The organism is Pseudomonas sp. IT-P100, from assembly GCF_949767185.1.
In the GTDB taxonomy this organism is placed as follows: domain Bacteria; phylum Pseudomonadota; class Gammaproteobacteria; order Pseudomonadales; family Pseudomonadaceae; genus Aquipseudomonas; species Aquipseudomonas fluorescens_B.
On sequence record NZ_CATKQK010000002.1, the window covers coordinates 88,868 to 109,453 of the forward strand.

22 protein-coding genes and 1 pseudogene are annotated in these 20,586 nt (G+C 61.0%); 10 read left to right on the forward strand and 13 right to left on the reverse strand.

Going from position 1 to position 20,586, the window contains the following annotated elements; translation table 11 throughout:
• Window positions 1–42: 42 nt before the first annotated feature.
• The 6 genes and pseudogenes from ACM6IQ_RS01480 to ACM6IQ_RS01505 all read right to left on the reverse strand — a co-directional run.
• Complete coding sequence (locus ACM6IQ_RS01480; RefSeq protein WP_414877940.1) at window positions 43–1,281, reverse strand: heme biosynthesis protein HemY; 1,239 nt, start codon at window positions 1,279–1,281, stop codon at window positions 43–45.
• Window positions 1,278–2,432 carry a uroporphyrinogen-III C-methyltransferase gene (locus tag ACM6IQ_RS01485; RefSeq protein ID WP_017341428.1) on the reverse strand — a complete coding sequence of 385 codons (1,155 nt, stop codon included), beginning with the start codon at window positions 2,430–2,432 and terminating at the stop codon, window positions 1,278–1,280. Before ACM6IQ_RS01485 ends, ACM6IQ_RS01480 begins: the two co-directional genes overlap by 4 nt.
• Window positions 2,433–2,448: 16 nt before the next feature.
• Window positions 2,449–3,216 carry a uroporphyrinogen-III synthase gene (locus tag ACM6IQ_RS01490; protein WP_017341429.1) on the reverse strand — a complete coding sequence of 256 codons (768 nt, stop codon included), beginning with the start codon at window positions 3,214–3,216 and terminating at the stop codon, window positions 2,449–2,451.
• Window positions 3,213–4,154 carry a hydroxymethylbilane synthase gene (gene hemC, locus ACM6IQ_RS01495; protein ID WP_414877941.1) on the reverse strand — a complete coding sequence of 314 codons (942 nt, stop codon included), beginning with the start codon at window positions 4,152–4,154 and terminating at the stop codon, window positions 3,213–3,215. Before hemC ends, ACM6IQ_RS01490 begins: the two co-directional genes overlap by 4 nt.
• 138 nt (window positions 4,155–4,292) lie before the next feature.
• Window positions 4,293–5,039: a LytR/AlgR family response regulator transcription factor gene (locus ACM6IQ_RS01500; RefSeq protein WP_017341431.1), complete on the reverse strand. Its 747-nt coding sequence runs from the start codon at window positions 5,037–5,039 to the stop codon at window positions 4,293–4,295.
• A pseudogene (locus ACM6IQ_RS01505) lies at window positions 5,036–5,242 on the reverse strand (sensor histidine kinase); the annotation flags it as partial. The pseudogene ACM6IQ_RS01505 and the gene ACM6IQ_RS01500, both read right to left, overlap by 4 nt.
• A 244-nt stretch (window positions 5,243–5,486) precedes the next feature.
• Between ACM6IQ_RS01505 and argH the strand changes: the two are divergent.
• Window positions 5,487–6,881: an argininosuccinate lyase gene (argH, locus tag ACM6IQ_RS01510; protein ID WP_017341432.1), complete on the forward strand. Its 1,395-nt coding sequence runs from the start codon at window positions 5,487–5,489 to the stop codon at window positions 6,879–6,881.
• Window positions 6,882–7,010: 129 nt separating this feature from the next.
• Here the strand turns inward: argH and ACM6IQ_RS01515 are convergent, their stop codons facing one another.
• Window positions 7,011–7,670 (reverse strand): glutathione S-transferase family protein, encoded by a 660-nt coding sequence (locus ACM6IQ_RS01515; RefSeq protein ID WP_414877942.1) that lies wholly within the window; start codon window positions 7,668–7,670, stop codon window positions 7,011–7,013.
• 125 nt (window positions 7,671–7,795) lie between these two features.
• Between ACM6IQ_RS01515 and ACM6IQ_RS01520 the strand changes: the two genes are divergently transcribed.
• From ACM6IQ_RS01520 to ACM6IQ_RS01530, 3 genes are all read left to right on the forward strand, one after another.
• The gene (locus tag ACM6IQ_RS01520) at window positions 7,796–8,092 is read left to right on the forward strand and encodes a hypothetical protein (RefSeq protein ID WP_017341434.1); all 297 of its coding nucleotides are present in this window, start codon (window positions 7,796–7,798) and stop codon (window positions 8,090–8,092) included.
• A gap of 350 nt (window positions 8,093–8,442) precedes the next feature.
• Complete coding sequence (locus ACM6IQ_RS01525) at window positions 8,443–8,688, forward strand: TIGR02647 family protein (protein WP_017341435.1); 246 nt, start codon at window positions 8,443–8,445, stop codon at window positions 8,686–8,688.
• 194 nt (window positions 8,689–8,882) lie between these two features.
• Entirely contained in the window at window positions 8,883–11,726 is a 2,844-nt protein-coding gene (locus ACM6IQ_RS01530; RefSeq protein ID WP_414877943.1) for a class I adenylate cyclase, read from the forward strand.
• 8 nt (window positions 11,727–11,734) lie between these two features.
• Here the strand turns inward: ACM6IQ_RS01530 and rnk are convergent, their stop codons facing one another.
• From rnk to cyaY, 3 genes are all read right to left on the reverse strand, one after another.
• Window positions 11,735–12,145: a nucleoside diphosphate kinase regulator gene (gene rnk / locus ACM6IQ_RS01535; protein WP_017341437.1), complete on the reverse strand. Its 411-nt coding sequence runs from the start codon at window positions 12,143–12,145 to the stop codon at window positions 11,735–11,737.
• A 276-nt stretch (window positions 12,146–12,421) separates the two neighbouring features.
• The gene (locus ACM6IQ_RS01540) at window positions 12,422–12,640 is read right to left on the reverse strand and encodes a DUF1289 domain-containing protein (protein ID WP_017341438.1); all 219 of its coding nucleotides are present in this window, start codon (window positions 12,638–12,640) and stop codon (window positions 12,422–12,424) included.
• 4 nt (window positions 12,641–12,644) lie between these two features.
• A complete protein-coding gene (gene cyaY / locus ACM6IQ_RS01545; protein ID WP_017341439.1) occupies window positions 12,645–12,977 on the reverse strand; it encodes an iron donor protein CyaY in 333 nt (110 codons plus the stop codon).
• 369 nt (window positions 12,978–13,346) lie between these two features.
• On the opposite strand from cyaY, the gene lptM reads away from it, so the two are divergent.
• The 6 genes from lptM to ACM6IQ_RS01575 are packed head-to-tail and all read left to right on the forward strand — an operon-like array spanning window position 13,347 to window position 17,955.
• Window positions 13,347–13,520 carry an LPS translocon maturation chaperone LptM gene (gene lptM / locus ACM6IQ_RS01550; RefSeq protein WP_017341440.1) on the forward strand — a complete coding sequence of 58 codons (174 nt, stop codon included), beginning with the start codon at window positions 13,347–13,349 and terminating at the stop codon, window positions 13,518–13,520.
• A 10-nt stretch (window positions 13,521–13,530) separates the two neighbouring features.
• Entirely contained in the window at window positions 13,531–14,778 is a 1,248-nt protein-coding gene (gene lysA, locus ACM6IQ_RS01555) for a diaminopimelate decarboxylase (protein WP_414877944.1), read from the forward strand.
• 4 nt (window positions 14,779–14,782) lie between these two features.
• Window positions 14,783–15,613, forward strand: coding sequence for a diaminopimelate epimerase (gene dapF / locus ACM6IQ_RS01560; protein ID WP_017341442.1), 831 nt, complete (start codon window positions 14,783–14,785; stop codon window positions 15,611–15,613).
• 13 nt (window positions 15,614–15,626) lie between these two features.
• Window positions 15,627–16,352, forward strand: coding sequence for a DUF484 family protein (locus ACM6IQ_RS01565; protein WP_414877945.1), 726 nt, complete (start codon window positions 15,627–15,629; stop codon window positions 16,350–16,352).
• Between the two features lie 2 nt (window positions 16,353–16,354).
• Complete coding sequence (gene xerC, locus ACM6IQ_RS01570; protein WP_017341444.1) at window positions 16,355–17,254, forward strand: tyrosine recombinase XerC; 900 nt, start codon at window positions 16,355–16,357, stop codon at window positions 17,252–17,254.
• Window positions 17,251–17,955 (forward strand): HAD family hydrolase, encoded by a 705-nt coding sequence (locus ACM6IQ_RS01575; protein WP_017341445.1) that lies wholly within the window; start codon window positions 17,251–17,253, stop codon window positions 17,953–17,955. The genes xerC and ACM6IQ_RS01575 overlap by 4 nt, the downstream gene beginning before the upstream one ends.
• 200 nt (window positions 17,956–18,155) lie before the next feature.
• Here ACM6IQ_RS01575 and sutA read toward each other — a convergent pair whose 3' ends face one another.
• The 3 genes from sutA to ACM6IQ_RS01590 all read right to left on the reverse strand — a co-directional run bounded on the left by sutA (window position 18,156) and on the right by ACM6IQ_RS01590 (window position 20,554).
• Complete coding sequence (gene sutA / locus ACM6IQ_RS01580) at window positions 18,156–18,476, reverse strand: transcriptional regulator SutA (RefSeq protein WP_017341446.1); 321 nt, start codon at window positions 18,474–18,476, stop codon at window positions 18,156–18,158.
• 101 nt (window positions 18,477–18,577) lie between these two features.
• Window positions 18,578–19,003 (reverse strand): secondary thiamine-phosphate synthase enzyme YjbQ, encoded by a 426-nt coding sequence (locus ACM6IQ_RS01585; RefSeq protein WP_017341447.1) that lies wholly within the window; start codon window positions 19,001–19,003, stop codon window positions 18,578–18,580.
• A 213-nt stretch (window positions 19,004–19,216) separates the two neighbouring features.
• Window positions 19,217–20,554 carry an ammonium transporter gene (locus ACM6IQ_RS01590; protein ID WP_017341448.1) on the reverse strand — a complete coding sequence of 446 codons (1,338 nt, stop codon included), beginning with the start codon at window positions 20,552–20,554 and terminating at the stop codon, window positions 19,217–19,219.
• Window positions 20,555–20,586: the final 32 nt, after the last annotated feature.

Below are 20,586 nucleotides of genomic sequence, written 5' to 3' on the forward strand. Positions count from 1 at the left end.
GGAACAAGCTGCCTCGCCACAGGCTTCAACAGCGGTTAGCTTTTAGACGGCTGCAGGCACCGGCAACGGCGCTGCCAACAAACGCTCATCCAGCAAGCCAAGGCCTTCCTGGAACAACTGATTGCTGCGCTCGGTGTCACCCAGTTGTGCCAGCAATCGCGCCAGCTCCGCACAGGCTTCCGGGTTGCGCTGCACGCGCAGGCTGCTTTCCAGATAGTCCCGGGCCTTGCCCCACAGACTGTTTTGCAAACACAGGCGACCCAGGGTCAGCAACAGACTTGGGTCGGCCGGATGGTTCTTCAGCCATCCCTCGGCGGTTTGCAGCTGACGGGCCGGATCACTGCCGCGAACCAGTCCGTAAAGGCGGGCCAGATGGCTGTCGTAGTTGCGCTTGAGCGCCGTTCGCAAGACCTCTTCGGCCTCGATCTGGGCGCCGATTTGCCGAAGCTGCTCGGCATACGCCAACACCAGTTGCGGTTCCTGGCGCTGTGCCGAAGTGAGTTGCTGCCAGGCGCGGTTGAGCGATTGCAATCCGACGGTTCCGTCTTCTTCGCGGTGCGCCGCCAGGGACAGGTTTTCCCCCCAGGCCCGGCGTTCCAGTTCGGCCAGCTCGGCCGGCGGCAGGACCTTGTCCTTGCGCAGCTCCGGCAGCAGGCGAATAACGGCCGACCAATCACCGCGCTGTTGATGCAAACGCTGCAACTGGCGCAAGGTCTGGACGTTATGAGGGTGACGCTCATGCATCGCCTGCAAGGTCACCAGGGCGCCATCGGTGTCGCCGCGATCGGTCTGCAGTTGAGCGTGACTCAAGGCGATCGCCAACTCGGCCTGGGGCTGGCGCTCCAGCGCACGCTCCAGCAAGTTGTCGCTTTCCTCGTAGTGGCCTTGCTCGTTGGCAGCGCGAGCAGCGCCGAGGTAGTAAAGCAGTGGCTGGCGCTCGGCTTCGGCGGCGCGATGCAAATGACGCTGCGCGCTGGCCCAGCGACCTTCGGCCAAGTCCAGCTGACCGTGTTCGATCGCCACTTGCACCCGACGGCTGCGGTTGCGCCGCGACCAGGGATTGACCACGCCACTGGACGTCATGACCAGTTCGATCAACGCCTTGATGCCCCAGAATACCAGCCACAACACCGCCACCAGGGCCAGGGTTGCCCACAGGCTCGACTCGAAACGGAAGCTCTTGTAAGCGATCAGCACGTAGCCGGAATGCTCGGCAATCGCCAACCCCAAAGCGGCGGCAGCGGCGATGACCAGAAACACGATCACATAGAGGCGCTTCATGGCGTGGCCTCCGGCAGAGTGTTTGCGGCAGGCTTGGCCATGGGTTTGATCGAATCCTCGGCGTTGACATTACGTCGCTCGAGATAGCCCTGAACCGCGCTCAGCGTGGCGGTCAGATCCGGCGTGACCACGGTAACCGGCTGCTTGCTCAGTTCGCCAACCTGCTCGAGCATCACTTTGCTCTGCGGGTTGTCCGGGTTGAAGTTGCCTTTGAGCACGTCCCGCGCTTCGGCCAACGCCTGGGTGTAAACCGCAGCCTGACCGTTGAGTGCCGCCCACTGCGCCTGCTCCAGCGCCAGGCTCAGGGCCAGACGCACCTGGCTCAGGCTTTGCCCTGCCAGCAATGGACGTACATTTTTGTCAGCGTTGAAATCGATGCGGATGTAACGCGAGATCTGATCCCACCACTGCGCCCAGCGACTGGCGCCGTCGCCATCGGCGGTCAGGCCCAGCAGGGATTCGCCGCGGTCCTTGTACTCGGGTGCGAGCTCGGTGAGGTTGATGACTTGATCGCGCAGCGCCCCCAGGCGCAGGAAAAGGCCGGTGCGATCCGGCTGTTCGGTGCTGCGCAAGGCGACCAGGGTTTTCGCCACTTGCTCGCGAGCGGCAAAGGAACCCGGGTCGTTCTGTTCACGAAGAATTTCGTCGGCGCCCTGCACCAGGGCCTGAGCGCTGCTGATGTCCTGCAACGCCGAAAGTCGCAGGCTGGCCAGGCGCAGCAAGTGTTCGGCCTCGGCTAGACGCCAGTCCTTGCGGCTCGCGCCGAGGACGGTTTCCAGACGTTGATTCAAACGTTGCTGATCGCCTTGCAGTTGAATCACCAGACGGCTTCGAGCGTCCAGTTCTTCGGCGGCTGGCATTTGCTCAAGGCGCGCACTCAGGCGCTGCTCATTCAGCTTCAGGCTTTGCGCCTGATCGTTCAACGCCTGCACCTGGCTCAACTGCTGCTGCGTATTGGCTTGCAGGTGACGCACCTGCCAGACACCCCAACCGCCCACCGCCACACCGGCGGCGCCCAACAGCAACGCGACTATTGCCAGCCCATTGCCTCGGCGCTGCTCGGCAGCAGGTGGCGCAGTTTCAACCGGAGTTTCAACCGGCGCATCAAGCACTGGCTTCACGTCATCTTTAGGCAAGGCTGTTTCGTTCACGTATCCATCCTTTGCATTAGAGAACGGGTTCGGGATGCTCCCGTAACGCCGTCAGCAAAGCCGCGGCACTGGCGCCACGACAATCCACAACTGTTTGGGCTCCGGCGGCACGTGCCAGCTCGGCAACCCTGGGGCTTGGAACAAACAACGGCAACCGCGCCAATTGCGGCCAGGCAGCGCCGGCCAATCGATGCAGGTGCTCAAAACCCTGTCCACTGCTGACCACCAGTCCGTTCAAGCGTTCCGCCTTGATCCGCTCTGGCAGTACTGCTGGCGGGTATTGCGGCAGATCGCGGCGGTACAGCTCCAGATACTCGACACTAGCACCAAGCTCGCGCAAACGCTCAGCAAGCAACTCGCGCCCGCCCTCTCCGCGCATGATCAATACCCGTGGATCGGGCGGTGCGACAGCCTCGCGCAACGACGCAAGTTCCAGCAAGGCTTCGCTGTCATCACCCTCGGCCGGAAAACTCACGTCCAATCCGTGGTCATCGAGAATCCGTGCAGTCGCGGCGCCCACGCTGAACCACTTCTGGCGTGGTGGTTGCGGCCAGTATTGACTGACCAGCTCCACCGCGATTCTGGCGGCCGGCTTGCTGACCACGATTACCGCGCAGTACCGATCCAGATGCTGAATCACCTCGCGCATTGTGTCAGAGGCAGGAATCGGTTCAATTTCCAAAAGCGGCAAACTGCTGCTGAAAATCCCCGCTTCGGCCAAAATCTCGCTCAGCGCCGCCGACTCATCCGCGGGACGCGTCAGCAGCAGGCGCCAGCCCGTCACTCGTGACCTGCCTCGCCGTAGACCGCTTTCAGAATGTCATTGGCGCCCTGGTTCAGCAGGTCTTCGGCCACTTGCACACCCAAGGCCTCGGCATCGCTGCGCGGAGCACGGGCCTCGGCGCTGAGCAGCAGGCCGCCGCTCGGATCGCCCACCAGACCGCGCAACCAGATCTGCTCGCCTTCCAGCACGGCGTAACAGGCGATCGGCACCTGACAGCCGCCATTCAAATGTTTGTTGAGCGCACGTTCGGCCGTCACGCGGGCGGCGGTGTCCTGATGGTGCAGCGGTGCCAGCAAAGCGTGGATTTCGCTGTCGACGGAGCGGCATTCGATGCCGACAGCACCCTGGCCACCGGCCGGCAGGCTGTCATCGACGCTGATGGCAGAGGTGATTCGATCTTCGAAGCCCAGACGAATCAGGCCGGCAGCCGCGAGAATGATGGCGTCGTATTCACCGGCATCAAGCTTGGCCAGACGCGTGTTGACGTTGCCGCGCAGGAAACGGATTTCCAGGTCCGGGCGACGGGTCAACAACTGGGCCTGACGGCGCAGGCTGGAGGTGCCGACAATGCTGCCTTGCGGCAGTTCGTCCAGGCTGGCGTAGGTATTGGAGACGAATGCATCACGCGGGTCTTCTCGCTCGCAGATGCAAAACAGGCCGAGGCCTTCGGGGAAGTCCATCGGCACGTCTTTCATCGAATGCACGGCGATGTCGGCTTCGTTCTCCAGTAGAGCCGTTTCCAGTTCCTTGACGAACAGACCCTTGCCGCCGATTTTCGACAGCGGTGAGTCCAGCAGTTTGTCGCCACGACTGACCATGGGCACCAGCGTCACGAGCAGACCCGGATGGGCCGCTTCAAGACGGGCTTTGACGTATTCGGCCTGCCACAGGGCGAGAGCACTTTTGCGGGTGGCGATGCGGATTTCGCGAGAGGACATGGATCAATCCGTACTGAATAGATACGGCGGATAATAACAGCTCAGCCAAATCCACTTTGACTTGTATCAGGTATTGCCTGGCCTCCCTGGCCCCGGATGTCCGGCAATCGGGTGATAAATTCGCCTGAGGATGGCGAATTAAAGCTGTTGCATCATTTTGCGCACGCCGGCCACATGACGCCGGCTGACGATCAGGGCGTCGCCGTTCAGGCCTTTGAGGAACAGCTGAAAGTGTCCCAGAGGCGTGCGTTGCAGGCGCTCGATGCGTTCGCGGGCGACCAGTGCGTTGCGGTGGATGCGCACGAATCGGTCACCGAATTCATCTTCAAGGGCCTTGAGCGGTTCATCCAGCAGCACTTCGCCGCCTTCATGGCGCAAGGTCACGTATTTATGGTCGGCAATAAAGTAGACCACCTGACCCAACGGGATCAGCTCAATACCCTTGCGGGTACGCGCGCTGATATGGCTGCGAGGGCCGCTACCGGTTTCGGCGGCGGGACGGGTCAAAGCCGCAAGCTGGACACGATTGGGCCGCTCGGCTTTTTTCAATGCTTCATGCAATTGTTCTGTACGCACAGGTTTCACCAGATAGCCTACGGCGCTGGCCTGTAAGGCTTCCACGGCAAATTCATCGGGCCCTGTGCAAAACACCACGGCTGGCGGGGTTTCACGTTCGCATAACCGTGCAGCCACTTGCAGGCCGTCGAGGCCTGGCATGCGGATATCGAGCAACACGATATCCGGCTTGTGGCTGTCGATCAGTGCCAACGCTTCTTCGCCGTTCGTGGCGCTGGGCTCCAGGACACTGTATCCCTCGAGTTCGCCGACCATTCGGCTCAGGCGCTCGCGGGCAAGGGGTTCGTCATCAACGATCAGGACATTCATATTGCGCTGGATTCCTGCGTGAGTCTCGCACAAGGATAGCGTAGACAAGTGGAGTGACGTCCGTCACCGCGATCCACGCTAAGACTAGCGCGAGGGCCAAAAAGTGCCGCCCGTCCGACCGCTAAATTTTTATTTGCCGGGCAATCGGCGGTTGGCGAGGCATCGCCGTAGGGTTTGCTGATACACAATACGAACACCCCCTCTGCTTATAGTCCGCTGCAGCGCCGAGAAGTGCGCTGATCCTACTGTCCAACTGTAGACGGTTGCCGGGACGTTATTACTCAATTGAAAAATATCGTTGCGCAATTCCGGTCAGGCTGGCTTCGAGCATAGGCCGGGACATGAGAAAAAAACGTATCGACCAGTGTCAGCGACAGGATTGGCAACCCTGTTATTATCCGCGACAGCTTTCAACGCCATCTTTCTTCAGCCGATACGAGCGAATTCATGAGCACTGACAAGACCAATCAGTCCTGGGGCGGCCGCTTCAGTGAACCCGTCGACGCCTTCGTCGCCCGCTTCACCGCCTCCGTCACCTTCGACCAGCGCCTGTATCGCCACGACATCATGGGCTCGATCGCCCACGCCACCATGCTGGCCAAGGTCGGCGTGCTGACCGATGCCGAGCGCGACAGCATCACCGATGGCCTGAAGACCATCCAGGGTGAAATCGAGGCCGGCCAGTTCGACTGGCGCATCGACCTCGAAGACGTGCACATGAACATCGAGGCGCGCCTGACCGACCGCATCGGCGTGACCGGTAAAAAGCTGCACACCGGCCGCAGCCGTAACGACCAGGTCGCCACCGACATCCGCCTGTGGCTGCGTGACGAGATCGACCTGATCCTGGCGGAAATCACCCGCCTGCAAAAAGGCTTGCTGGAACAGGCCGAGCGCGAAGCCGGCAGCATCATGCCGGGCTTCACCCACCTGCAGACCGCACAGCCGGTGACATTCGGTCACCACATGCTGGCCTGGTTCGAAATGCTCAGCCGCGACTACGAGCGCCTGGTCGACTGCCGCAAGCGCACCAACCGCATGCCTTTGGGCAGCGCCGCACTGGCGGGCACCACTTACCCGATCGACCGCGAGTACACCGCGCAACTGCTGGGCTTCGATGCCGTGGGCGGCAACTCGCTGGACAACGTGTCCGATCGTGACTTCGCCATCGAGTTCTGCTCGGCCGCGAGCATCGCGATGATGCACTTGTCGCGTTTCTCCGAAGAGCTGGTGCTGTGGACCAGCGCGCAGTTCCAGTTCATCGATTTGCCGGACCGCTTCTGCACAGGCAGCTCGATCATGCCGCAAAAGAAAAACCCGGACGTGCCGGAACTGGTGCGTGGCAAGACCGGCCGCGTCTTCGGCGCGCTGATGGGCCTGCTGACCCTGATGAAAGGCCAGCCACTGGCCTACAACAAGGACAACCAGGAAGACAAGGAGCCGCTGTTCGACGCCGCCGACACCTTGCGCGACTCGCTGCGGGCTTTTGCCGACATGATCCCGGCGATCAAACCCAAGCACGCGATGATGCGCGAAGCGGCCCTGCGCGGTTTCTCCACCGCCACCGACCTGGCCGACTACCTGGTGCGTCGTGGCCTGCCGTTCCGTGATTGCCACGAGATCGTTGGCCATGCCGTGAAGTACGGCGTGGAAAGCGGCAAGGACCTGGCGGAAATGAGCCTGGAAGAACTGCGCAAGTTCAGCGACCAGATCGATCAGGACGTGTTCGCCGTGCTGACGCTGGAAGGTTCGGTGAACGCCCGTGACCATATCGGCGGGACTGCGCCAGCGCAGGTCAAGAAGGCTGTGGCTCGCGGTCAGGCGTTGCTCGCCAGCCGTTAAGCCGCCAAAAGCTTCGCGAGCAAGCCCGCTCCCACACTGGGTCTCTGGTGTTCACAAATTATGTGTTCACCATCAATCCAGTGTGGGAGCGGGCTTGCTCGCGAAAGCGACCTGAAGGACGCTACAAATCTACTTCTTGGACGCGACCATCGCCATGAACGCTGGCATCGCCGCTTCCTTGTCCGCTGCGATCCGCTGCACGTTCGGGTTCTGCTCCAAACGCTCCAGCAGTGCCCGGGCCGCTGGCATTTCAGCCAACAAATCCAGGTCGAACAGCTTCTTCGCTACCGCACAGGCCAGCGGCACGCTGTACAGAAAGTACAGATCTGCAATGCTCAGGCTGTCGCCCGCGACATAAGGGGCAAACTTGCCGTGCCGTCCCAGCGAGGCAAAACCCAGCAGCAACTCGGCCTTGGTCTTGTCCTTGATCGCGTCCGGCACCTTCATGCCGAAGAATGCTTCGCCATAACAGGCGCGCCCCGGCAACTCGATGTACAGCTCGATTTCCTTGGCCAGTGCCAGGACCTGCGCCCGCTCGAAGGGATCGCCCGGCAGCAGCGGCGTACCTTTCTGGCTCTGCTCGATGTATTCGAGAATCACCGCGGTTTCATTGATGAAACCTTGCTCGACACCCAGCACCGGGACCTTGCCGCGCGGACTGATTGCCAATGCCTCGGGGCTCGTGCCCGCATAAAACGGTACTTCTTCGAACGGCAGACCTTTCTCCAGCAACGCCAGTTTCACCATGTTGTAGTAGTTACTGACGGAAAATCCATAAAGCTTGAGCATTACAAAGCCTCCAGGCCGTGCGGGGTGGGCAGTGCCTGCTTTATAGAACGCCAGGGCGTTTCTTGCCAGCAGCATCATGGCGCTGAATGCAGGTAAACTGACCGCCTTTCCTTGAGGAGCCTGCCATGAGCGAGCCAACCCCCGACAACAACCAGGACGATATCGACGAAGAAGAATTCGCCGAAAACACCCTGGTCGAAGCCATCGAAAACCAGATCGAAAGCGACAATCCGCCTGCCGCCAAGGCCACCTTCAACAAGTTGACCCTGGTGGGTTACGAACGTGAAGAAATCCTCAACCTGATGGCCCACGTTCTGGCGGTGGAAATCGACGCGATCCTCGAAGAAGACCGCGCATTCAACACCGAATGGTACGAAGCGGCGCTGCGTGCCCTGCCAGAATTGCCGCCGGAAAAGAAGTAACCCTTCATTGCCGGATGGGGCTTTTGTGGCCAGGGAGCTTGCTCCCGCTGGATCGCGCAGCGGCCCCAAAAGCTTTACGGCTGCTACACAGCCGAGCGGGAGCAAGCTCCCTCGCCACAGTTAAGCCCCCCTCAGCAAGCTTCCCCTCAGCAACACCCCACACAATTTGTCACCCATCATTCCTGCCTTCCTCCAGCCCCTGACTACACTGGAACGCACCCCGCTGCCGCACCACCCGCCGGGGAATGCCTCCCAAGGTGAAAAACCCTGTCGCGAGCACTGGACATGCCGCACGAGTGGGATCACCTTAGGGGCGCTGTCGTCCAATTCCTAGAAAGTCTGGAGTCCTTATGTCGCTTACCCCTGAGCTGGTTGCCGAACTGGAAATCCTCGCACTCTTCAACCTGGACAGTTCCCAGGAAGGTTTGAAAATTCATCAGACCGCTGCCCCGAAAGCCATTGCTGCCGCTCAACGCCTCTTCGCAAAAGAACTGATCGACCAGCCTGATGGCGGTTATCTGACCAGCCTGGGTCGAGACGCCGCGCAAAACATACAAACCGTCCTGACCATTCTGAGCGTCCCGGAAACCGCCTGAGCACCACCGCATCGCCCACGGAAACCCCTGCTACGGGATTTCCGCGGGCACACTTCGTTGCATGCCGTCGCCCAGCGATAAAAATCTGACGTCAAAAAACAAAATCCGCTTAAACGTCCCGCGACCGAGGCGCTAAACTGCCCTTCATTCTGAGACCTCCCACGTCCGAGCCCTGCGAGCCGGTTTGAGCTGACATGACCCGCACCCATGAAATCCGCCCTGATCTGGACGAGGGGATCGACCGCAAGGTTCTCAGCCAGCTGCGCGCACGCTTTTTAAAACTCAACGAGGGCCGCATGGCCCGCGCCATGGAAGGGCTGTCGACCCGCCAGCAAGGGGTGTTGACCCTGCTGCCGCTGTTTTTCCACGTCAATCATCCGTTGTTGCCGGGTTACGTTTCGGGCAGCACGCCCGCCGGGCTATCGAACTTCGAGCCCGACGCCAATGCCCTCGCCGAAGCCCAACGCCTGACCCGATCGTTTTCCTACAAGCCGCGCCACGGCAGCAATCCGCCGCGACCGATTCACGGCCTGTTTCTGATGGGCAGCCTCGGCACCCTCGCCCAGGCCGATCAGAGCGACATGGACGTCTGGGTCTGTCACGCACCGGACTTGAGCGAAAGCGAACTCAACGAGCTGCGTAAAAAATGCCAGTTGCTGGAAACCTGGGCCGCGAGCCAGGGCGCCGAAGCGCATTTCTTCCTGATCGACCCGGCGCGCTTCGTGCTCGGCGAGCGGGACAATCAACTGAGTTCGGAAGACTGCGGCACCACCCAGCACTACCTGCTGCTGGACGAGTTCTATCGCACCGCCATCTGGCTGGCCGGACGCACGCCGATCTGGTGGCTGGTGCCGGTTTACGAAGAGGCCGCCTACGACCGCTACACCCACGCGTTGCTCTCCAAGCGGTTTATCCGCGCGGACGAAACCCTTGATCTGGGACACCTGGCGTACATCCCCCCCGGCGAATTCATCGGTGCAGGACTCTGGCAGTTGTTCAAGGGTATCGAGTCCCCCTACAAGTCGGTGCTCAAGCTGTTGCTGACCGAGGTCTACGCCAGCGAACACCCCAGGGTTCAGTGCCTGAGCCTGCGATTCAAGCAAGCTGTGTTCGCCAATCGGCTCGACCTCGACGAGCTGGATCCGTACGTCGTGGTCTACCGGCGCATCGAGGAATACCTCACTGCCCGTGGTGAACCGGAGCGTCTGGAGCTGGTGCGCCGTGCGCTGTACCTGAAGGTCAACCGCAAACTCACCGGCAGCAGTCGCACCCAGAGCTGGCAGCGTTCGTTGCTTGAACGCCTGGCCCACGAGTGGCACTGGGATCATCGTCAACTGGCCCTGCTCGACAGCCGCAGTCAGTGGAAAGTCCGCCAGGTCAGCACTGAGCGCCGGGCGTTGGTCAACGAACTGAATTACAGCTACCGCTTCCTGACCGAGTTCGCCCGCAGCGAACAAACCGTCAGCCTGATCAACAAGCGCGACCTCAACGTGCTGGGCCGGCGCCTGTACGCGGCGTTCGAGCGCAAGGCGGACAAGGTCGAATTTATCAACCCCGGCATCGCCCCGGACCTGGCCGAAGACACACTGACCCTGGTGCACGCGCCCAACAAGAAAGAATCGGGGCAAACCCAGTGGGGCTTGTACAACGGCAGCCTGACCGCCCACGAGTGGGAGCACTTCGCGCCGATCAAGCGCAGCCGTCAACTGCTGGAACTGCTGACCTGGTGCCATCGCAACGGCGTCATCGACAGCAGCACCCGCCTGGCGTTGCATCCCGGCGAGAGCGACCTGAGCGAGTTCGAACTGTTCAACCTGCTCGGCAGCCTGCAACAGAGCATCGCCCTGCCGCTGCCCACCGTCGCCGAAGAACCCTTGTTGCGCGCCAGCGTGCCGACCGAGGTGCTGATTCTGGTGAACGTCGGTGTTGACCCGCTCAAGCATCACCGCGACCTGAACATTCTGATGACCACCGAGCGCACCGACTCCCTGAGTTACGCCGGGGTTCGGGAAAACCTGGTACTGACCCTGGATCAGGTCACGCTCAACAGCTGGAATGAAGTGCTGGTCAATCGCTTTGACGGCCCTCACGCCCTGCTCGACTGCCTGCGCGATTACCTCAATAACCTGCCAAGCGGGCCGCGACAGCCAAAATTGCGCGTGCGTTGCTTCTGCCATAACCGCGCGCAATTTATCGCGCAGCGGGTCGAAGAAGTGATCGACACCGCGCAGAACCTGCTGCTGAGCAAACTCAATCATCGCTACCTGATTCAGGTCCAGCAGCATTACCACGTGCTGGAACTGGTGCCAGGGCAGGTCAATCACGTCGCCCTCGCCACCCTGCCGGCACTGTTCGATTACCTGGGCGAAGAACTGGCAAGCTACAGCCCGCTGCACCTGGACCCGATGGCGCTGGAAGATCAGGACCTGGCGCTGATTCTGCCCATGGGCCAGCCAGACTGTATTCAGGTGTTCTACCGGATTCACGACAACCAGGCCGATCTGTACGTGATGGATGAATTCAACGCCTTGTGGCAGCAGCGTTTGCCCTATCACGACGAACAAAGCCTGCTGGTGCCGTTGCAACGCTTCCTGCAATCGATCCAGTACCGGCGCGATGCCTTGCTGCCGATGGACGCTGCCCAGCCATTGAGCCTGGACACGCTGTATTACCAACTATTGCCATCCGGCCCTGGGCGAGCCCGCCGGGTCGAGCCCAAAACCCCGCCGCAAACCCCGGTCAACAAACCGTTCTACGACGTGCAGGCAATCGTCGGCAAAGCCGCACCGGGCGAAGTGCACGTCACGTTGTATTGCAATCAGCGGGAATTTTCAGAGCTGGAGCATGGCGAGCAACTGTTCAGTGTGGTCGCCCGGGAAATTGTCGAACAGCGCCGCGAGACCGAACGCTATCGCTGCTACATCACCGACCTGGACCTCTCGGGCCTGCTCGGTGATGGTCAGAGTTCAAGCAATTTGTATTTGCGCTACAAGGCCGATCTGGAGCGCGCACTGAACGACGCGCTCGAGTTGGTCTGAAGAAAAGCTTATTCCGGGAAGTCGCCGCCATGGGCGGGCTGCGATTCGACTGCCAGCAGGGTCAGTTTCAGAGTCTTGCCGCCAGGTGCCGGCCAGTCGATGTGCTGGCCGACCTTCAGGCCCAGCAGTGCGCTGCCGACAGGCGCCAGAATGGAGATCTTGCCTTCGTCAGCGTTGGCATCCTTTGGATACACCAACGTCAGGTGATAGTCCTTGCCGCTGCTTTCTTCACGGCAATGTACACGGGAATTCATGGTCACGACATCGGCGGGCACTTCATCGTGACCGACCAGCGTATCGGCGCGATCCAGTTCGGTTTGCAGCGCGATAACGCCCGGCAGCGTGTCGTCCAGGCTGTCGATCAGGCGTTCCAGACGCTGAACGTCCAGACGAGTAAGGGTGATGGAAGGTGCGGTCATGATAGAGGCAGACTCCTTTCTTCTGCACAGAAAAAGCAAAACCCCGCCAGAAAAAGGCGGGGTTTTCACGAACCTCGATGGGTTGAGGCGTTTCTGGACACTATCACAGCTCAAAAAATATACAAGTGAGGGGCGACCACAGCCCGGCGCAGACTTTGGGAGAGGAGGCTTACGTGTGGCGAGGGAGCTTGCTCCCGTTCGGCTGCGCAGCAGTCGTAAGCTTTCCGGGGCAGCTTCGCAGCCCAGCGGGAGCAAGCTCCCTCGCCACAAAAGCCCTTATGCCAGGGCTTTGCGCTGAACGGCCTGCGCGCAGATGACTCGCCGACGATCATCATCCGCCGAGCGCCATTCGCGGATGTCTTCGACATGGCGAAAACACCCCAGGCAGACCTTCTGTTCATCCAGCCGACACACGCCGCTGCACGGCGAGGGCACCGCCGGGCTGACATTGCTGTAAAGCGGCTTTGGCGGACGAGCGGGGGCAGGCTCAGTCACGATCTCACAGACCTTCGAAATCGAATTCAGCGCCGGCCTGTTGCTTGACGATGCGCTCAAGCATCTCGCCGAGCTGCTCTTCGCTCTTGTCGCACATCCAGCGCTCGCTCTCTTCGTCGTAGTCGAAGTGGAAGCCACCCGATACCGCCGCCAGCCACAGCTGACGCAGGGGCTCCTGGCGGCTGAAGATCAACTGGCTGCCATTTTCGAACTTGACGGTGAGCACACCGGCCGAGCTCTCCAGATCGATATCCAGGTCGCTCTCATCGAAAATATCCTCCAGCGATTGCTGGGTAGCATCGACCAGATCGTGGAAACGGGCTTCGGTCAAACTCATTGCGGCAACCTCAAAAAGTGTCTGTTCACGCTCAAGCGCCGCAAGATACGGGCGAGCCCCAGTGATTGCAAAGAATAACGACCCAGCACCGATTTAGGTACATCAAACACCGCCCCTGTGGGAGCGGGCCTGTGGTGAGGGGATTTATCCCCGTTCGACTGCGCAGCAGTCGCAAGCACTCCCGATTAGCGAACTGCTGGGGCTGCTGCGCAACCCAACGGGGATAAATCCCCTCACCACAAAGGTTCGCTCCCACAGGGATTGCACCTAACTGGCCAAGCCCCGCCGGACGGGAGCCCGGTCGCATAGGCAAGCTGCCGGGTGGCCGGTATACTCCGGCGCAATTAACGCATTTTCAAGGATTTCGCCATGAAGCGCCTGATCTCTTCCCTTGCTGCGCTCGTCGCGGTTGCCTGTCTTGTGTCGGCCTGTGGTCAAAAAGGCCCGCTGTACCTGCCCGACGAAAACCAGGACCCGGCCGAGCAGGCGCAGTCCTCGCAAAAGCAGCCGTCGAAGGCACACAAGCACGACGTCTACCAATAAGGGAACCGCCATGGACGCTTTTAACTACCGTGACGGTGAGCTGTTCGCGGAAGGGGTTGCCCTGTCCGCCATCGCCGAACGCTTTGGCACACCGACCTACGTCTACTCCCGCGCCCACATCGAAGCCCAGTACCTGGCGTACGCCGATGCGCTGGCCGGCATGCCGCACCTGGTCTGCTTCGCGGTCAAGGCCAACTCTAACCTGGGTGTCCTGAATGTCCTGGCGCGTCTGGGCGCCGGTTTTGACATCGTCTCCCGTGGCGAGCTGGAACGCGTTCTGGCCGCCGGCGGCAGCCCCGACAAGATCGTGTTCTCCGGTGTCGGCAAGACCCGTGACGACATGCGCCGCGCCCTGGAAGTCGGCGTGCACTGCTTCAACGTCGAATCCACCGACGAGCTGGAGCGCCTGCAAGTGGTCGCCGCCGAGCTGGGCGTTCGCGCCCCGATCTCGCTGCGCGTGAACCCGGACGTCGATGCTGGCACCCACCCGTACATTTCCACCGGTCTCAAAGAGAACAAGTTCGGCATCGCCATTGCCGACGCCGAAGACGTGTACATCCGCGCCGCGCAACTGCCGAACCTCGAAGTGGTCGGCGTCGATTGCCACATCGGTTCGCAACTGACCACCCTGCCGCCATTCATCGACGCCCTGGACCGCCTGCTGGGCCTGGTCGACCGCCTCGGCGATTGCGGCATTTACCTGCGCCACATCGATCTCGGTGGTGGTTTGGGCGTGCGTTATCGCGATGAAGAGCCGCCACTGGCTGCCGACTACATCAAAGCCGTGCGCGAGCGTCTCGACGGCCGCGACCTGGCGCTGGTGTTCGAACCGGGCCGCTTCATCGTCGCCAATGCTGGCGTGCTGCTGACCCAGGTCGAGTACCTCAAGCACACCGAACACAAAGATTTCGCCATCGTCGACGCGGCCATGAACGACCTGATCCGTCCGGCGCTGTATCAAGCCTGGATGGACGTCACCGCCGTGCGCCCCCGTCAAACCGCAGCACGTGCCTATGACATCGTCGGGCCGATCTGCGAGACCGGCGATTTCCTGGCCAAGGATCGTGAGCTGGCCCTGGAAGAAGGCGACCTGCTGGCCGTGCATTCGGCCGGTGCTTATGGGTTTGTCATGAGTTCCAACTACAACACCCGCGGCCGTGCCGCCGAAGTGTTGGTGGACGGTGATCAGGCAGTTGAAGTGCGTCGCCGTGAGACGGTAGCCGAGTTGTTTGCTGGCGAAAGCCTGCTGCCGGAGTAAAACCATGCTGCTGCGTTTTACCAAGATGCACGGCCTGGGCAATGACTTCATGGTCCTCGACCTGGTCAGCCAGCACGCGCACATCCTGCCCAAGCATGCCAAGCAATGGGGCGACCGGCACACCGGCATCGGTTTCGACCAGTTGCTGATCGTCGAAGCGCCGAGCAACCCTGACGTGGATTTCCGCTATCGGATCTTCAACTCCGACGGCTCCGAAGTGGAACAGTGCGGCAACGGTGCGCGCTGTTTCGCCCGTTTTGTGCTCGACAAGCGCCTGACCGCAAAACGGCAGATTCGCGTCGAAACCAAAAGTGGCATTATCGAGCTGGATATCCGCAGCGACGGCCAGATCAGCGTCGACATGGGCGCACCGCGCCTGGTGCCGGCCGACATACCGTTCGTTGCCGACAGTCAGGCGCTGAGCTACTCGCTCGACGTCGACGGCGCAGCCGTTGAACTGGCCGCCGTGTCGATGGGCAACCCGCATGCGGTGTTGCGCGTCACGGATATCAACAACGCACCGGTGCATGAACTGGGGCCGAAAATCGAACATCACCCGCGCTTTCCTGCGCGGGTCAATGTCGGTTTTCTCCAGGTCATCGACCGGAACCGCGCGCAGTTGCGCGTCTGGGAACGCGGTGCCGGGGAAACCCAGGCCTGCGGCACCGGCGCTTGTGCTGCTGCAGTGGCCGCGATCAGCCAGGGGTGGATGGATTCGCCGCTATTGATCGACCTGCCCGGCGGGCGTCTGTCCATTGAATGGGCAGGCCCAGGCCAACCGGTCTTGATGACCGGCCCGGCAGTCCGTGTTTACGAAGGACAAGTACGTCTTTGAGTGAGTCAAACCCATGACCGACAAGCCCCAGGTTCCCGCCCGACAGCCCGACGAATCCCCTTCCGAAAGCCTTGAGGCGGCGGCGATTGCCGCGTACCTGGAGGCTCATCCGGACTTCTTCGTCGAGCACGAAGAACTACTCCCGGCCATGCGCATTCCGCACCAGCGTGGCGACACCATCTCGCTGGTCGAGCGCCAGATGACCATCCTGCGCGATCGCAACATCGAATTGCGCCATCGCCTCTCGCACTTGATGGACGTGGCCCGCGACAACGACCGCCTGTTCGACAAGACACGCCGCCTGATTCTCGCCTTGATGGACGCCAGCAGCCTGGAAGACGTGGTGATCAGCGTCGAAGACAGCCTGCGCCAGGACTTTCAGGTGCCTTTTGTCAGCCTGATCCTGCTGGGTGACAACCCGATGCCGGTCGGCCGCTGGGTGACCCACGCCGATGCGCAAACCGCCATTGGTGGTTTGCTCTCGGAAGACAAAAGTGTCAGCGGCAGCCTGCGCGAGCATGAACTGGACTTCCTGTTCGGTGAAGAGCAGCGCAAGCAGATTGGCTCCACCGCCGTCGTCGCCATCAGCCATCAAGGCATCCACGGCGTGCTGGCCATCGCCAGCCGTGATCCGCAGTACTACAAAAGCTCGGTGGGCACGCTGTTCCTGAGCTACATCGCCGAAGTCATGGGCCGCGTGCTGCCACGGGTCAACAACTCCCTTCGCTCGGTACGCTGATCGTGGAACGGCAACTGGACGCTTACTGCGATCACTTGCGCAGTGAGCGGCAGGTGTCGCCCCACACGCTGTACGCCTATCGCCGCGACCTCGACAAGGTGCTGGGCTGGTGCGTCAAACAGAACATCGACAGCTGGGCCACCCTGGATATTCAGCGCTTGCGCAGCCTGATCGCTCGCTTGCATTCCCAGGGTCAATCGTCGCGCAGCCTTGCGCGCCTGCTCTCGGCCGTGCGCGGGCTCTATCACTATCTGAATCGCGAAGGCCTGTGCGATCACGATCCGGCCAACGGTCTGGCGCCGCCGAAAGGCGAACGACGGCTGCCGAAGACCCTCGACACTGACCGCGCCCTGCAACTGCTTGAAGGTGCGGTGGAGGATGATTTCCTGGCGCGCAGGGATCAGGCGATCCTGGAGTTGTTCTACTCCTCCGGCTTGCGCCTGTCGGAGCTGACAGGACTCAATCTCGATCAACTGGACCTGGCTGACGGCATGGTCCAGGTGCTCGGCAAAGGTAGCAAGACCCGACTGTTGCCGGTGGGTAAAAAGGCCCGCGAAGCGCTGGAGTTGTGGTTGCCATTGCGCGCCATGACCAATCCGGCAGATGACGCGGTGTTTGTCAGCCAGCAAGGTCGGCGCCTCGGTCCTCGGGCCATTCAGGTGCGAGTCAAGGCCGCTGGCGAGCGCGAGCTGGGGCAGAACCTGCACCCGCACATGCTGCGACATTCTTTCGCCAGTCACTTACTGGAATCTTCGCAAGACCTGCGAGCCGTGCAGGAATTGCTCGGCCATTCGGACATCAAGACTACCCAGATCTACACCCACCTGGACTTCCAGCACCTGGCGACGGTCTACGACAGCGCCCATCCACGGGCCAAACGCATTAAGGGCGATGATTCATGACGATCCAATTGATCACCTTCGACCTCGACGACACCCTGTGGGACACCGCCCCGGTGATCGTCAGCGCCGAAGCCATCCTGCGTGAATGGCTGACCGAACATGCACCGAATCTGGGCGCGGTGCCGGTGGAGCATTTGTGGACGATTCGCGAGCGCATCCTGAGCAGCGAACCGGGACTCAAACATCGCATCAGCGCGTTGCGTCGGCGAGTACTGTTCCATGCGCTGGAAGAGGCCGGCTATGACCATGGCCAGGCGTCCGACCTGGCTGATCAGAGTTTTGAAGTGTTTCTGCATGCGCGGCACCAGCTCGAAGTATTCCCCGACGTGGAGCCGACTCTGGAGGTCCTGGCGAAACACTACGCGCTGGGCGTGGTCACCAACGGCAATGCCGATGTGCGCCGGTTGGGGCTGGCGGATTACTTCAAGTTTGCGTTGTGCGCCGAAGACATTGGCATCGCCAAACCGGATGCGCGACTGTTTCATGAAGCGTTGCAGCGTGGCGGCGCGACCGCGCAAACGGCGGTGCATATTGGCGATCATCCGGGTGATGACATTGCCGGGGCGCAGCAGGCGGGGTTGCGGGCGATCTGGTTTAACCCGCAAGGCAAATTGTGGGAAGCGCAGAAGTCGCCGGATGCCGAGATTCGCAGCCTGACCGAATTGCCGGCGTTGCTGGCGCGGTGGAACGCCCAACACTGATCCTGAAAACACCACAAAACCCTGTGGGAGCGAGCCTGCTCGCGATGAGGACTTAACATTCAAAATAGATAGTGGCTGACACACCGCCATCGCGAGCAGGCTCGCTCCCACAAGGGATTGCATCGCCCCGAAAATTTTATCCCTCCCATGAAAAAGCCCGCAGCGACGGCGGGCTTTTTCAGCAAGCAGGAAGCAAGCGCTTAGATAGGCCGGCTGCCGTACTTGTTGTCAGGCTTCTTGGGAGGATCGGCGACCACATTGGCCTCCACTTCCTGCACCTTGCCGCCCTTGGCCAGGAACTCTTCCATGGCTTTGGCCAGGGCATCGCGCTCCTTGTTTTTTGCTTCGACGCTCGGCAGCTCATCGACCGATACCGCAGCCTTGGCCTTTCCTTTGGCGGTCGGAACGGGCGCTTCCCCGCCGTCGTCTTCAACGACGTCGTCGGTCGCAGCTTCCAGGCCTTCCTCGGTTTCGTCGTCGCCTACTTCGAGGTCGTCGTTTTCCAGATCATCGTCGCTCATGTTCTACCTCATGACTTGCGAAAAGCAGATTAGTTATAGCCCAGCTTCACCGTCTGTCGACAGCCGCCGGAAAAATTCGATAACCACTGGTGACCAGCGGTTCATGCCTCTTCACCGTGCAAGGTGGCGAGGACTTTACGGGCACCGCCAAAATCACGGTGCTCGCCCAGATAAACGCCTTGCCAGGTCCCCAACGCCAGTCGGCCTGCCGAAACCGGCAAACTGAGCTGACAGCCAAGCACGCTGGCCTTGAAGTGCGCCGGGAGGTCGTCCAGGCCTTCGTCGTTATGCTCATAGCCGTCTGTTCCTTGTGGGATCAGACGATTGAAAAATCGTTCGAAGTCGCGACGTACCGCCGGATCGGCGTTCTCGTTGATGGTCAACGACGCCGAGGTATGCTGCAGCCACAAATGCAACAGACCGACCCGACACGCCTTGATTTCAGGCAGGCCGGCGAGTAACTCGTCCGTTACCAGATGAAAGCCCCGGGGCCTCGCCCGCAGGGTAATCAGAGTCTGTTGCCACATACAGTTCTCCGCACGTTCGGGGCGCATTCTAGCGCGCTCTGGGAAAAAACAAAGGCCCTAATATTCCTTCAATCATGTAAGCCATTGGCCGCAGAAAAACGCCCGTCGTAAACGCCCTTAAACGTGTACGAAAAAACCTTTCAGCAGGTCCTTCACTGACAAATCCCAGACAAAAAAATGCCCGGCAAGCCGGGCAAATTTTTATGCGCGTGCTTACAAGTTGTAGCCGCGTTCGTTGTGGAGTGCCAGATCGATACCGACGGCCTCTTCTTCTTCGGTGATACGCAGCCCCATGACGGCGTCCAGCACCTTGAGAATGATGTAAGTGACGATCGCGGTGTAGATCACCGTGAAGCCCACGCCTTTGCACTGAATCCAGACTTGTGCGGCGATGTCGGTAACGGTGCCGAAGCCACCCAGCGACGGTGCGGCGAACACACCAGTCAGGATCGCGCCGAGGATACCGCCGATACCGTGCACACCGAAGGCGTCCAGGGAATCGTCATAGCCGAGCTTGCGTTTCAGGGTGGTGGCGCAGAAGAAGCACACCACGCCCGCTGCCAGGCCGATCACCAGCGCGCCCATCGGGCCCACGGTGCCAGCGGCTGGCGTGATGGCGACCAGACCGGCCACAACACCCGACGCGATACCCAGTGCGCTTGGTTTGCCGTGGGTGACCCACTCGGCGAACATCCAGCCCAGTGCGGCGGCGGCCGTTGCGATCTGAGTCACCAGCATCGCCATGCCGGCCGTGCCGTTGGCTGCTGCAGCGGAACCGGCGTTGAAGCCGAACCAGCCGACCCACAGCATCGCCGCGCCCATCAGGGTGTAACCGAGGTTATGCGGTGCCATCGGGGTGGTCGGGAAGCCTTTACGCTTGCCGAGCACGATGCACGCCACCAGACCGGCCACACCGGCGTTGATGTGCACCACGGTGCCGCCGGCGAAGTCCAGCACGCCCCAGTCCCACATCAGGCCGCCGTTGCCGGACCAGACCATGTGCGCGATCGGTGCATACACCAGGGTGAACCAGATGCCCATGAAGATCAGCATCGCGGAGAATTTCATCCGCTCGGCGAAGGCACCGACGATCAGCGCCGGGGTAATGATGGCGAAGGTCATCTGGAAGGTGATGAACACCGCCTCAGGGAACAGCGCCGCAGGACCGGTCAGGCTGGCTGGCGTGACACCGGCGAGGAAAGCCTTGCCCATACCGCCGAAGAACGAGTTGAAATTGACGACGCCCTGTTCCATGCCGGTGGTATCGAACGCGATGCTGTAGCCATAAATGACCCACAGAATGCTGATCAGACCGGTAATGGCGAAGCACTGCATCATCACGGAAAGAATGTTTTTGGAACGAACCATGCCGCCGTAGAACAGCGCGAGGCCGGGAATGGTCATGAACAGCACGAGGGCTGTCGAGGTCAGCATCCAGGCGGTATCGCCGGAATTGAGGACTGGGGCCGCCACTTCGTCTGCCGCCAAAGCAAGGCTGGGCATTACGAGGGACAACAGGGCTCCTAGCCCTGCGAATTTACGCAGAGTCATATTGTTTTCTCCTGGGGCGTTGGGTTTGTGGC

Coding starts and splice junctions, on each gene's coding strand:
- ACM6IQ_RS01480 (WP_414877940.1), bottom strand. CDS start 1,281: ATGAAGCGCCTCTATGTGATCGTGTTTCTGGTCATCGCCGCTGCCGCC.
- hemC (WP_414877941.1), bottom strand. CDS start 4,154: ATGTCCTCTCGCGAAATCCGCATCGCCACCCGCAAAAGTGCTCTCGCC.
- ACM6IQ_RS01500 (WP_017341431.1), bottom strand. CDS start 5,039: ATGAATGTCCTGATCGTTGATGACGAACCCCTTGCCCGCGAGCGCCTG.
- argH (WP_017341432.1), top strand. CDS start 5,487: ATGAGCACTGACAAGACCAATCAGTCCTGGGGCGGCCGCTTCAGTGAA.
- ACM6IQ_RS01515 (WP_414877942.1), bottom strand. CDS start 7,670: ATGCTCAAGCTTTATGGATTTTCCGTCAGTAACTACTACAACATGGTG.
- ACM6IQ_RS01520 (WP_017341434.1), top strand. CDS start 7,796: ATGAGCGAGCCAACCCCCGACAACAACCAGGACGATATCGACGAAGAA.
- ACM6IQ_RS01525 (WP_017341435.1), top strand. CDS start 8,443: ATGTCGCTTACCCCTGAGCTGGTTGCCGAACTGGAAATCCTCGCACTC.
- ACM6IQ_RS01530 (WP_414877943.1), top strand. CDS start 8,883: ATGACCCGCACCCATGAAATCCGCCCTGATCTGGACGAGGGGATCGAC.
- rnk (WP_017341437.1), bottom strand. CDS start 12,145: ATGACCGCACCTTCCATCACCCTTACTCGTCTGGACGTTCAGCGTCTG.
- cyaY (WP_017341439.1), bottom strand. CDS start 12,977: ATGAGTTTGACCGAAGCCCGTTTCCACGATCTGGTCGATGCTACCCAG.
- lptM (WP_017341440.1), top strand. CDS start 13,347: ATGAAGCGCCTGATCTCTTCCCTTGCTGCGCTCGTCGCGGTTGCCTGT.
- lysA (WP_414877944.1), top strand. CDS start 13,531: ATGGACGCTTTTAACTACCGTGACGGTGAGCTGTTCGCGGAAGGGGTT.
- dapF (WP_017341442.1), top strand. CDS start 14,783: ATGCTGCTGCGTTTTACCAAGATGCACGGCCTGGGCAATGACTTCATG.
- ACM6IQ_RS01565 (WP_414877945.1), top strand. CDS start 15,627: ATGACCGACAAGCCCCAGGTTCCCGCCCGACAGCCCGACGAATCCCCT.
- ACM6IQ_RS01575 (WP_017341445.1), top strand. CDS start 17,251: ATGACGATCCAATTGATCACCTTCGACCTCGACGACACCCTGTGGGAC.
- sutA (WP_017341446.1), bottom strand. CDS start 18,476: ATGAGCGACGATGATCTGGAAAACGACGACCTCGAAGTAGGCGACGAC.
- ACM6IQ_RS01585 (WP_017341447.1), bottom strand. CDS start 19,003: ATGTGGCAACAGACTCTGATTACCCTGCGGGCGAGGCCCCGGGGCTTT.
- ACM6IQ_RS01590 (WP_017341448.1), bottom strand. CDS start 20,554: ATGACTCTGCGTAAATTCGCAGGGCTAGGAGCCCTGTTGTCCCTCGTA.